The sequence below is a fragment of the Shewanella sediminis HAW-EB3 genome, assembly GCF_000018025.1.
GTDB classification, from domain to species: Bacteria; Pseudomonadota; Gammaproteobacteria; order Enterobacterales; family Shewanellaceae; genus Shewanella; species Shewanella sediminis.
Window position 1 is genome coordinate 1,435,459 of the sequence record NC_009831.1, and the last position, 12,651, is coordinate 1,448,109.

Consider the following 12,651-nt stretch of genomic DNA (forward strand, 5'->3'; position numbering starts at 1 on the left):
CAAGAAATTTAAATCGTATATCACTCATATAAATATTTATCTTTCCTAATGTATACAGGGCAGGCCTGAAACCCTTTGTAACACTTGGTTCGCAACCGGAAGCTCCATCCTCACGAGTGTGAGATAAATGTTCTATTCGGCGGGTATTTCGCTCTGCTGGTTATTTTCTTGTAGCGCGCAGGTTAATTATTGTGTAATGTTTGTACCGAACATGACAGCGTTGTCATTCCATTAGGGAATGGTTATGGAAATTAAAAAAATATAATAAAGTTATGGAAGGGAAATGAGATGCGACCATCTAATTTTAAGAAAACTGTACTAGCTACAAATATCGCCCTACTGCTTGGTACTGCAATGTCGATGTCAGTTGTTGCTGCCGAAGCAGAATCTGCAGGTTCTGCAGCAGACGATGAAAATATTGAGAAAATTGAAGTGCGTGGTATGCGCGCTTCTATGAAGGCTTCTGTAAATGCTAAAAGATTCTCTAACTCAGTTGTCGACGCTGTTACCGCAGAAGACATAGGTAAATTTCCTGACGGCGATGTAGGTGAGTCACTGGGTCGTATTCCTGGTGTTGCCGTAAACCGTCAGTTTGGCCAAGGTCAGCAGGTTTCAATTCGTGGTGCATCGAGTAGCCTTACCAGAACCTTACTTAATGGTCACTCGGTAGCCTCAACGGGTTGGTATGATCAGCAAGCAATTGACCGAAGCTTTAACTACAGTTTACTGCCACCTGAAATGGTAGGTGCAATCGAAGTGTATAAATCATCACAAGCTGATATTGCTGAAGGTGGTATAGGTGGTACGGTTATTGTTAAGACCCGTAAACCACTTGATTTAGATGCCAACTCTGTCTTCCTGAGTGCTAAGGGAGATTATGGTACAATTTCTGAAGAGATCGATCCTGAACTTTCTGGTCTATATAGCTGGAAAAATGAGAATGAAAGTTTCGGTTTCCTACTCTCTGCAGCAAGTTCTGAAACCAATTACCAGCGTAATGGTGTTGAGTCTCTATTAGGTTGGGGCGATATAGTTCCAACCACATTTGAACAAGAGCGAGAGCGTACTGCAATCAATGGTGCATTCCAGTACCGTCCTACAGATAGTTTAGAGTTTGGTTTAAATATCATGAGCCTTGATATGAAAGCCAACAATGCTAACACCTCACTATTTGTGATGTTCCCGGATGACAAAGAAGCGGCATGTGAACAAACCAATGCTTCAGGGACTTGTACCTTCTATCGTCGCGATGGCAATGGTGCTAACCCCGGCTGGGCTCAAACTTGGGCTCGTAAAGCGAGTATGGATTCAAATACATACGATCTAGATTTTAAATATGAAGCCGATAGTTACACTTTAGAGGGTCGAGTAGGTAACACCAAATCTGAAGGTGGTACAGACATGACCGCTAACTATGGTTTTTGGCTAGGTCAGCCTGGAGATTATGCGGGGACGTATGATGCTACCGGCGAAGTGATAGATATCGATATTGCTAACAAATCATTTACTGCAGAAGACTTCAATGGTCAACTAGCTCCTGCTGGCTGGTCTCTTAAGAAGCAGCCTAACTCTGATGAAGAGACCTATGCGCAATTTGATATTACTGTACCGGTAGAACTTGGTGCTATTACATCATTTAAGACTGGTGTTCGTTGGGCCGAACACGACGTATCTCAGGAAACATTCCCTGCGATTGTAAACGCAGATGTTACAGCTAAAGATGCATCTGAGTACTACTCTGGTACTGTTTCTTCTGGTGCTGGTTTCACTTTGCCTAAGCCAAACTTAGATGCGATGCTTGCCGATGCTAATGCTGCTATCGGTGGATTTAGTAAAGAAGGTCCGGTATACAAATCAGGTTACGGTACCATTAACGAAGAGAATCTGGCGTTGTATTTGATGGCCAATTTCGAGTCTGATGGTATTCGCGGTAACTTCGGTTTGCGTTATATCTCAACAGATGCGTCATCTGATTACTATCAGCTCCAGTCAGATGGGTCATATGCAGACAACTTAAGTACAATGAAGTCAAGCTACAGTGACGTACTCCCAAGTGTGAATATTGCATTTGATGTGACGAGTGATGTAATTATTCGTACCTCGGCTTCACAAGTTATCTCTCGTCCTAACTACGGTGATATGTTCGCATCTTCAGCTTTAGCCGGTTACGCTGATGGCACTGCAGGCAATGAAGTTGTTAATACTGGTAATATTGCGCTTGAGCCATTTAAAGCAACCCAGGCAGATCTTGGTGTTGAATGGTACTTTAGCCCGGACGGTATCGTAGCTGCGACTTACTTTATTAAAGATATCAGTTCATTCGTGACTTCTGATCAAATTCTTGATCAAAGTATCGGTATTATTGACCCAGATTCAGGTGAAGATAACTGGACTAAGTCGACCAAGAAAAATGGCACAGGTGGGCAAATTCAGGGTATTGAACTTCAGCTTCAAGACTCATTTGAAAATGGCCTAGGTTACTCTGCTAACTATACCTTTGCAGACTCAGATGCTCCTGCGGATAATTATCCGGATGAAGTAAGTGTTTTCTCTGACTCATCTAAGCACACTGTTAACTTAGTGGGTTACTATGAGATGGAAGACTTCTCTGCACGTGTAGCCTATAACTGGCGCAGTGAGTATATGATCCGTGAGCTACCCGGTTTCTACGGTAACCGTGAACACCAGGACTACGGTACCGTTGATTTGAGTGCAAATTACAACATTACTGATTACCTATCTGTTACTTTCGAAGTTGTTAACTTGCTTGAAGAAGACAGTGTGCAACTTGGTGTTGCGCCAGACTCAGCTGAAGTAAAGCCTGAGCTTAAAAATGGTTACCCAGCATGGAGCTTTGAAGGTGAGGCTCGTTACAAGCTAGGTGTAGCACTACGTTTCTAATGAAAGATTAATCTCTTTAAAGCCCAGCACATGCTGGGCTTTTTATTGAAGAGAATTCTTGTTAATCGGTGTGCTGGTGAGGTGTATAAAAAAGACTAATTAGCCTGTTAGCTTAGTGTTCTAAGAATCAGAGTTATCAGGTCATTATTATTGAGGAACCCTATGGATATTAAGAGAGTTGTAATTGTTGGCGGCGGAACTGCTGGCTGGTTAGCAGCCAATCACCTGGGTAAAGCTGCATTAAATAATGAGCTGTTATCGGTAACCTTAATTGAATCACCCGACATTCCAACTATCGGTGTGGGGGAGGGAACGGTCCCAGCAATAAGGCAGTCTTTGCAAAGCTTTGGTATTAGTGAAACAGAGTTTATTAAACGTTGTGACGTGACGTTTAAACAGTCGATAAAGTTTGCCAACTGGCTTGATAAAGAGGTACATGGTCAACACAACTTCTATCATCACCTATTTGATATGCCAAGCTCCTTAGGGAAGGAGTTAACCCAAGCATGGTTATCAAAAAAGGGCAGGACTTACGCGGAGACCATTTCACCACAACATGCTGTTTGTGAGGCTTACAAAGGTCCTAAAACAATTAGTGATGCTGAATATAAGGGACATTTGGGTTATGCCTATCACCTAAATGCCGCTAAGTTTGCCAAGCTGTTAGGTGAGAATGCGCAAGAGCGCTTTAATGTTCAGCATATAAGTGCAAATGTGCAAGAAGTGATTTTGGGTGAAGATGGGGAGATTAAGTCTCTGGTTACCGACAGCGTAGGGACACTCGATTTTGACTTTTATATTGACTGTAGTGGCTTCGCTTCCTTATTAATTGATAAAGCACTCAAGGTTCCCTTTGTAGATAAAGCAGAGCAGTTGTTCGTCGATAAAGCGATAACGGTACAAGTGCCAACAGATCCAGCCAGCGCTATTCCCCCGTTCACTATTGCAACTGCACATCAGGCCGGGTGGATCTGGGATATTGCGTTGAGTAACCGCAGAGGAGTGGGGTTCGTCTATTCAAGTAAATATATGGATGATGAGACTGCTGTCTGTAAACTGGACCATTATCTCGGTGGCAAGTTGTCGGAGCATAGCTATCGAACTATACCTATGAAGGTGGGTTATAGAGAGCGTTTCTGGGAGAAAAACTGTGTTGCATTGGGACTCGCTCAAGGCTTTTTAGAGCCCTTGGAGGCAACCTCAATCCTACTGACTGATTTCTCCGCAGGATTTTTGGCCAATAGATTCCCAACTTCCGCAGCGCAACTGGATGGAATGAGGCAACAGTTTAATCAGGTGATGGGTTATGCCTGGGAGCGAGTGGTTGATTTTATCAAGCTGCATTATTGCTTGTCTGATCGAATTGATTCTCAGTTTTGGATAGATAATGGAGACCCGGGTACCATGTCAGATGAACTGAGTAAGCGTTTATCGCTCTGGAGTAGCTTTATCCCTAATCGAGAAGACTTCTTCAGTAAGTTTGAGGTATTTGATCTCGAGAACTACCTGTATGTTTTATACGGTATGAATTTACCAACTCAGGTAGCGTTAAGCCGTGCAAGTGATGAGAGCAATGCCAGGATGCATAGCGATAAGATTGCCCGGATAGCGGATCAGTTAGTCAATGAACTTCCAAATCATAGAGAGCTCTTAGAGAAGATAAATCGCTATGGCTTGCAAGAGGTATAGATAAAGTAAATTCTGAGTAAAATAAACGTATTTGCTATTGCAGTAGAGGCTAGGGCCTCTACTGCGAAGTCACTTTAGCTAGAGGCTGAGATCGTATCGGTTCTGTTTTTCGATAAGGCGCGAGAGCTGCTGAAGTGAAAGTAGGTGTGCATAAATAAGGGGCAAAACACCTCTGTTTTTTAACGATAAAAAGTCTTCGTCACTCAACTCATTCAAACGCTTCTTATCCACCACATAGACGCCATCAATATTAATGGCTTGTTCATTGTTTATCAGCTTGACGCTTAGCTGCATTGGTTCCAATAGCTTCAAGGAAGTGAACAGCTGACAGATGCTTGCGGTTTGCTGGTTGAAAGAGGCGATATCGAGCAGAGCCTGAGTGCGTGCTTTCAGATAATCACTTTGCTCCTTATTATCATTAAATAGTCGATGTCCGCCAGCGTCGACGACTAAATGACTACTCTGGTCAATACACACCATAACTTCGTCACTTTGCTCTGAGGTTTTCATGAGAGATAAAGGGGCGTTACTGAATCCTAGTGGTGTTACACCAGTGCGCCAAGAGCTGTCTTGGCAATACAGGTTAATACCTTTTTTGACTCCCATCATAGCAACGGGGGTAAACCGGCCCGTTTCAGCGTTTTTTACAAAGACTATCGGGAATTCAGTCGCTAATGAAACAAATTCTTGTGCAACCACAGGTATCAGGTGTTCACTTGAAAATCGAGAGAAATCATTAGATTCAATGATTGAGATACCTGAATGCTCAGCGGTATTGAGTGGAGTTATCTTTGTCATGAGGTTTGTTAGCCTTAGTTTACTATTTTAAATAGTTTATCGTTGTTATCTGTATTCCCGAGCCAAGTAAAATCATGATGACTGGGTGCTCAATCTATCTCTTCTAATGATGGTAGCAATGTTTGACAGCGTTGTCATATTGTTATGGTTAAGTGATATTTGTTTTAAATCGGCCGCGATACCTTAAGTGTCACCTCTTATATTTCAAGATTCGGGCTCCTAGTTGGAATGTCAAATAAATGTAGATATTCTGTGTTGTTTTGTGTACATTAATAAATGACAGCGTTGTCATCTGCTTGTGTGATAACGTGTCTGTAAGGTCTGCATGAGAAGGAAGAGGTCTCCTGATTCATGTTTTTGGCAGATGAATACTGGCTTTAAGCTCTATACATCTGTGTTTGTAAATTTAGTCTCTCCCCAGAAACTAGTATTGGCCAGGTGTTACACTCAGATTGAGAATATACACCTGGCTTTTTTTCTTTGGGGCTATGAATGTGTGGGGCAGTGGTTTATTGAACTGCTGTTCCTGATCGAGATAATTTTTCTGTTCTCCCTTTTTATCGACGGTTACACTTTCTCAAAGACTCTGTTCAGGAGTAATTCATAACGCAGGCAACTGACAACATTATATGAATCCTATTTCGCCAATGGGGCTCAGCTTGAGGTGGAATATATATTTTGCTCTCAGGTGAATGTTAACAAAGTAGATGATTAAGCCACGATCTCAGGTACGGCCTCTCATGATAGTAAGCGATTTGCTTAGTTGACCGAGGGCTTGATATTGCAAGGGGAAGGGTTGCGGACTTAAGTTAGCTCGTTCTGTTAGTGAGAATGAGGGAATATTGACATGAAGAGGAAAATGATGAAGTTTAAACTTATCGCTGCAGCAATAACTTTAGTTCTGAGCACTGGCGCGTGTAGCCAGAAGGTAACCAGTCCCACAGAAGCCAAGATACTGATAGACCAGAGTATTACTCAGTCAGCACTCAATCGACTCGGTGACACTTTAGATATTAAGTATCGCTTAATCACTAACTATCCCGATGGCTGCCCAACTTCTGGTGTAGATGGACGCTGCTTCAGCGCTCAAATCGATCTCACTTCCTCTGTCGATATCGCGAGTAAAGACTGGGCAATATACTTTAGCCAGATGAGACCCGTTAAGTCGGTGAATAGTGATGAGTTTACCATTACCAGAGTTAAGGGCGATCTTCACAAAATTGAGCCGACAGCTTCTTTCAAAGGACTTAAGAAAGGGATTACTAAGACCATAGATTTTCGTGGTGAGCTTTGGCAGTTATCAGAAACGGATGCGATGCCAAATTACTACCTTGTATCGGGTGAGCTAAAGCCGGTAGTGATAAAAAGCACTCAAGTCACCAAGGATGCTGAGACCGGGATGGAACTCAGGCCATATAATGTCGCGTTTACCGATGCAGACACACAATATAAGCGAAGCGATACAGATAAGCTGAAGTGGGCGACACCTGAGGTTCTGTTTCTGGATAATCAAGGTGTAGACACACAGCCTGAATCGGCTGTGAACACAATTATACCTACTCCGTTAAGCGTTGAAGTAACATCGAGCGATAGACCTGTTTCTCTCGCTCAAGGCATAAAGTTAAACCTAAACTCAATCGATGCTGGCGCAATTACAGCTGCACTGGAGCGACTCGAGCGTATCGGTGTGGGCCAGAGTGAAAACGGTTTAGTGGTCAACTTTAAAAAAGTAACCGACGGGCAGGCAAGCGGAAGTTACCGCTTAAATATCGCAGAAAACAATATCACAATATCAGCAGGCGATGATGCCGGTTTCTCCTATGCGTTGGCTTCTTTGACCAGCCTGATAGACACAAACAAGCTATCTGTTAATACCATGAGTATTCAAGACCACCCCAGATATGGATTTCGTGGTATGCATATTGATGTGTCCAGAAACTTCCATAGCAAGCAGTTGATCTTAGATATGTTAGATCAGATGGCGGCATATAAATTAAATAAGCTACACCTGCATATGGCAGACGATGAAGGTTGGCGATTAGAGATCGATGGGCTGCCGGAGCTAACCGATATAGGCAGTAAACGTTGTCATGATCTGACCGAAACAAGCTGCTTACTGCCTCAACTCGGCAGTGGACCATCTGCGGACACCGCAGTCAACGGTTACTACTCAAAGTCAGATTATATAGAGATCTTAAAGTATGCCTCAGCCAGGCAAATTCAGGTCATTCCATCGATGGATATGCCGGGACATTCCCGGGCGGCCATTAAGTCTATGGAGGCACGCTACAAGAAGTTAATGGCGCAGGGAAAGGAGCTGGCTGCGAAGGAGTATCTATTGGTCGATTTCGATGATAAGACGGTTTACTCATCGATTCAATATTATGACGACAACACCCTAAACGTGTGTATGGAGTCGACGTTCCATTTTGTTTCTAAGGTTATCGATGAGATAGCTAAATTGCACCTGCAAGCGGGTCAGCCGCTCTCAATTTATCATATCGGCGCCGATGAAACGGCCGGTGCCTGGCTCGAATCTCCTGTCTGTGAAACATTCCTTGCAGACAATGAGCAGGGCGTAAAATCCAGTGACGAGTTTGGCGCATATTTTGTCGAGCGAGTCTCAAATATACTGAGTAAGAAAGGCATCGAACCTGCTGGCTGGAGTGATGGTATGAGTCATACTCGCCACGAAAATATGCCTAAGCAGTCACAGAGTAACGTTTGGGATGTGATCTCTCATGACGGTTATAAGCGTGCGCATCAGCAGGTTAACCTAGGTTGGGATGCCATTTTGGGTATGCCTGAAATGCTCTATTTCGATTTCCCATACGAAGCGGATCCGAAAGAGCATGGTTATTACTGGGCCAGCCGAAATACTAACGAGCGAAAGTTGTATGGCTTTATGCCGGATAATCTTCCTGCAAACGCCGAACAATGGACAGATATCCAGGGCCAGGCTTTTGAAGCGGATGATACTGAGCAATTAGATGAAAATGGTAAGCGTGTCAGTGGACCAATCAAAGAAGGCATGGGCTTTGGTGGTATACAGGGACAGATCTGGAGTGAGACCTTAAGAAGTGATGCCGTCGTCGAGTATATGACCTTTCCAAGGTTATTAATCTTAGCCGAGAAGGCATGGCATAAGGCCGATTGGGAAGTGCCATATCAATATGAGGGGGCGGTTTATAATCAAGACTCTGCTTTCTTTACTCAAGAGATGCGTGCCAGCCAATTGGAGCAATGGTCAATAATCGCAAATACACTCGGCTATAAAGAGTTATCAAAGCTCGATAGGGCGGGTATCGAATACCGTATTCCTACCGTCGGCGCTCATATTCATGAGGGTAAGCTTTTCACTAATCTGATCTACCCTGGGCTCGATATTGAATATCGAGTTACTGGTGGGCAGTGGCAAGCATATAACTCTCCTGTAGCGGTCGAGGGACAAGTAGAGGTGAGGGCCGTTGGCGCTGATGGGAAACGAAGAGGCCGCTCCTTAGTCGTGATGTAACAAAGATTTAACGGGTGTGGTTTCGAGGAAGTAACAATCGTAAGCCACGCTTAACCCCCTATTAGTAAGGTGTCTGAGGGAGACCCTATTCAGAGTTAATTAGGATAAAAAAGTAAATGACAACGCTGTCATTTGTGTTGTAACATGAGGTTAACTTAATCGGTAGCAGAACGTGGTAAGGCTTATCCAGGTTCTGGATGAAAACTGTGAATGAGGTCTGTATGAGTGTGAACCAGACGAAGGGGAAACCCTTGTTTATTGGTATTGATGGTGGTGGCAGTAAATGCCGGGCAACGATCTACTCTGGTGAGGATGCTGTAATTGGTACTGGTGTCGCCGGGCGCGCAAATCCACTTCACGGTTTATCTCAAACATTTGAGTCGATTCAGCTATCTACTGAGCTCGCATTGAAAGATGCGGGAATGAACTTGAGTGACAGTAAAACCTTAGTCGCAGGTATCGGTCTTGCGGGCGTTAATGTTCCCAGGCTTTATAATGATATCGTTAACTGGGAACATCCGTTTGCCAGTATGTATGTGACCACAGATCTGCATACTGCGTGCATCGGAGCACACAAGGGTGGAGATGGTGCCGTTATCATTACCGGCACCGGTTCATGTGGCTACGCCAATGTTAACGGTAAAGAGTTATGCCTGGGCGGACATGGTTTTGCCTTAGGTGATAAAGGAAGTGGCGCCTGGTTAGGTTTACAAGCTGCAGAGCAAGTTTTACTTTATCTCGATGGCTTCGCTAAAGAGACGGAATTAACCGAGCGAGTTCTGAGTTATTTTAAGACTAAAGATGCGTTGGGAATTGTTGAACAGCTGGCAGGGCAGTCATCCGGAACTTACGCAAAACTTGCTCGTATCGTTCTTGAGTGTGCCCATGCTAATGACGAGGTCGCGCTTGGCATAGTCAAAGAGGGCGCGGATTATATCAGTGAGCTGGCGCGCAAGTTATTTGAAATTGAACCCCCTCGTTTCTCCATGATTGGTGGTCTTGCAGAGCCCTTGGCTCCATGGCTGGGTAAAGATGTGATTGCTAAGCTTTCACCCACATTGGCGCCACCGGAATTCGGGGCTGCATACTATGCCCGTCAGCAGTTTCAGAACAGATGATTTAAGTAGACTCAGGATCTAAATGAGATGAAGCAGACTTTTATTGCACAGCAAGTATTCGATGGCGAGACTTTTCATAGTGAATGCCCGGTTACTATTGAGGATGGGCATATTCTGGCATTTGATACCGTTTCCGGTGCAAAGGAAGTGAAGCTGGATGGGATGCTCTCTCCCGGCTTTATCGATGTTCAGGTAAATGGTGGTGGCGGGGCGTTATTAAATGCAGATACCTCGGTCGAGTGCATCGAGACGATAGGTTCCGCACACGCTAGATTCGGCACCACAGGTTTCCTGCCGACACTCATTACAGATGACATCGACGTGATGCGAAGAGCGGCCGATGCCGTTGCCGCTTCATTAACTAAAGCTAGTGCCGGTGTATTGGGTGTGCACTTTGAGGGGCCGCACCTCTCTATTCCTAAAAAAGGGGTGCACCCTCAATCTCATATTCGTCGCATATCCGACGCCGAACTCGAACTCTTTAGTCGCGATGACTTAGGCATTAAGCTTGTGACTTTGGCACCTGAAAATGTCTCCGTTGAGGTGATTAAGGCACTCGTTGCAGCCGATGTTAAGGTCTGCCTTGGTCATTCAAATGCCGATTATGAAACGGTTGTAGCCGCACTCGAAGCCGGCGCTACCGGGTTTACTCATCTGTTTAATGCTATGTCAGCATTTGGCTCCAGAGAGCCGGGCATGGTTGGTGCAGCCTTAGAAAGCAGGGATGCCTGGTGTGGCTTAATTGTCGATGGACACCATGTTCATTCGGCTGCGGCTAAGGTGGCTATCTACGGAAAACCCCAAGGCAAGGTAATGCTGGTTACCGATGCCATGCCTCCGGTAGGCCTGAATAGTGAAGCGAGTTTCGAGCTCTTTGGCACTGAGGTTATACGTCAAGGTGATCGATTAAATGCGCTTACCGGTGAGCTTGCCGGTTGTGTACTCGATATGGCTGGAGCGGTGCGCAATACCGTCAATATGTTGGGAATAGATTTAGACGAAGCGATAAGAATGGGATCTCTCTATCCGGCGCAATTTTTAAATCTTGAAAAGCGCCAAGGCCAGCTATCGGTAGGCAGTCGTGCAGACTTTAGCTTACTCAATCATCATATCAAAGTTGAACAAACCTACATTGGTGGAAAGCGTGTATTTTAGGTTTAGCCATTCGGTCTTGAGTTAGTTTAAGCCCCGGCAGAGATGCTGTCGGGGCTTTTTGTTATATAGACCAAAAAATAACAATAATAATTTTGGGAGAAGTAATGGAAGTTGCTCAAGCTAAGGTCTCCAAACGTCGATTAATGTCTCTAGATGCACTTAGGGGGTTCGATATGTTTTGGATTTTGGGTGGTGAAGTACTATTTGCGGGTTTGTTAGCCTGGACTGGTTGGCAAGGCTGGCAATGGTTTGACACCCAGATGCACCACAGTGAGTGGCATGGGTTTACCTTTTACGATCTCATCTTTCCATTATTCATTTTTCTATCGGGAGTGGCATTAGGTCTGTCGCCAAAGCGGTTAGATAAGCTACCCATCGCCAAGAGAATGCCGCTGTATATACACGCTGTTAAGCGGTTATTACTCCTGCTTTTCTTCGGTATTCTTTACAACCATGGCTGGGGAACGGGAGTCCCGGTTGTACTCGATGAAGTTAGATATGCCAGTGTGCTTGGTCGAATCGCTTTTGCCTGGTTTTTTGCTGCTATCCTGGTATGGCATACCTGTTTGCGTACGCAAATAATCATCATGCTTGGCATTTTGGTTGGTTATGCGCTCCTTCAGCTATTTTCCCCGGTGCCAGGGTATGGGGCAGGGAGTTTCACTCCAGAAGGTTCTATTAATGCGTTTGTCGATACTCATTTCCTTCCCGGGATCACTTACCAGAACCGACCATTAGATCCTGAGGGAATATTGTCAACTATCCCCGCCGTAGCGAATGCTTTAGCTGGTGTGTTTGTCGGACATTTTATCATTAAGCCTCATCCTAAAGGTGAATGGTTTAAAGTGGTTTATATGTTAGTCGCGGGTGCTGCCTTCTTGGGACTCGGTTGGCTGCTTGATTTCATTGTGCCGGTAAATAAGGAGTTATGGACCAGCTCATTTACCTTGGTAACCATAGGCTGGAGTTTAATTCTGCTCACTGTCTTCTATGCTATTGTCGATCTACTTAAGTGGCAGACACTGGCTTTCCCCTTTGTTGTTATCGGGTGCAACGCCATTATCATCTATCTTGCCTCTAGCCTCATCGATTGGAAATACATCGCACAAGGTCTCTTTGGCGGGATCATCAATGCCTCCCCCGCAGCGGGCCAACAACTGGTCGCCGTTATTTCACTGCTGTTAGTACAGTGGTTGCTGCTGTTTTGGATGTATAGGCGAAATATTTTCATTAAGGTTTAAGTCTGTAGGGTTAGAGTTTGTTACTGATTTGACGCATTAAAATGAATGGGTATCTGTTTCAATGTTAAAAGAATGAAATGACAGCGTTGTCTTTTTTTGGTTTCTGTTTTAACATCAGTGAAACAAAGTTGTTTGAATTAACCCATGAATAGCGTTATTTGGTAGAGATTAGCCACAGGTTTATATGAGTAAGTGAGATTAACCGTACCGTATTCCACAATTAAATATTATAAGA

Annotated in this window: 7 protein-coding genes; 6 read left to right on the top strand and 1 reads right to left on the bottom strand. The window is 44.4% G+C overall.

All coding sequences use genetic code 11. From position 1 onward, the window contains the following. Positions 1 to 288 precede the first annotated feature (288 nt). Complete coding sequence (locus tag SSED_RS06190; RefSeq protein WP_012141555.1) at positions 289 to 2,901, top strand: TonB-dependent receptor; 2,613 nt, start codon at positions 289 to 291, stop codon at positions 2,899 to 2,901. A 162-nt stretch (positions 2,902 to 3,063) separates the two neighbouring features. Then, positions 3,064 to 4,590 carry a tryptophan halogenase family protein gene (locus SSED_RS06195; protein ID WP_012141556.1) on the top strand — a complete coding sequence of 509 codons (1,527 nt, stop codon included), beginning with the start codon at positions 3,064 to 3,066 and terminating at the stop codon, positions 4,588 to 4,590. A 78-nt stretch (positions 4,591 to 4,668) separates the two neighbouring features. Here the strand turns inward: SSED_RS06195 and SSED_RS06200 are convergent, their stop codons facing one another. Beyond that, entirely contained in the window at positions 4,669 to 5,388 is a 720-nt protein-coding gene (locus SSED_RS06200) for a SapC family protein (RefSeq protein WP_012141557.1), read from the bottom strand. An 862-nt stretch (positions 5,389 to 6,250) separates the two neighbouring features. Here SSED_RS06200 and SSED_RS06210 point away from each other — a divergent pair. From SSED_RS06210 to nagX, 4 genes are all read left to right on the top strand, one after another. Beyond that, positions 6,251 to 8,902 (top strand): beta-N-acetylhexosaminidase, encoded by a 2,652-nt coding sequence (locus tag SSED_RS06210; RefSeq protein WP_041421563.1) that lies wholly within the window; start codon positions 6,251 to 6,253, stop codon positions 8,900 to 8,902. 221 nt (positions 8,903 to 9,123) lie between these two features. Then, positions 9,124 to 10,020 (top strand): N-acetylglucosamine kinase, encoded by an 897-nt coding sequence (gene nagK / locus SSED_RS06215; protein ID WP_012141559.1) that lies wholly within the window; start codon positions 9,124 to 9,126, stop codon positions 10,018 to 10,020. A gap of 27 nt (positions 10,021 to 10,047) precedes the next feature. After that, the gene (gene nagA / locus SSED_RS06220) at positions 10,048 to 11,175 is read left to right on the top strand and encodes an N-acetylglucosamine-6-phosphate deacetylase (RefSeq protein ID WP_012141560.1); all 1,128 of its coding nucleotides are present in this window, start codon (positions 10,048 to 10,050) and stop codon (positions 11,173 to 11,175) included. 104 nt (positions 11,176 to 11,279) lie between these two features. Further along, the gene (gene nagX, locus SSED_RS06225; RefSeq protein ID WP_012141561.1) at positions 11,280 to 12,416 is read left to right on the top strand and encodes a transmembrane glucosamine N-acetyltransferase NagX; all 1,137 of its coding nucleotides are present in this window, start codon (positions 11,280 to 11,282) and stop codon (positions 12,414 to 12,416) included. The last annotated feature ends 235 nt before the right edge of the window (positions 12,417 to 12,651 follow it).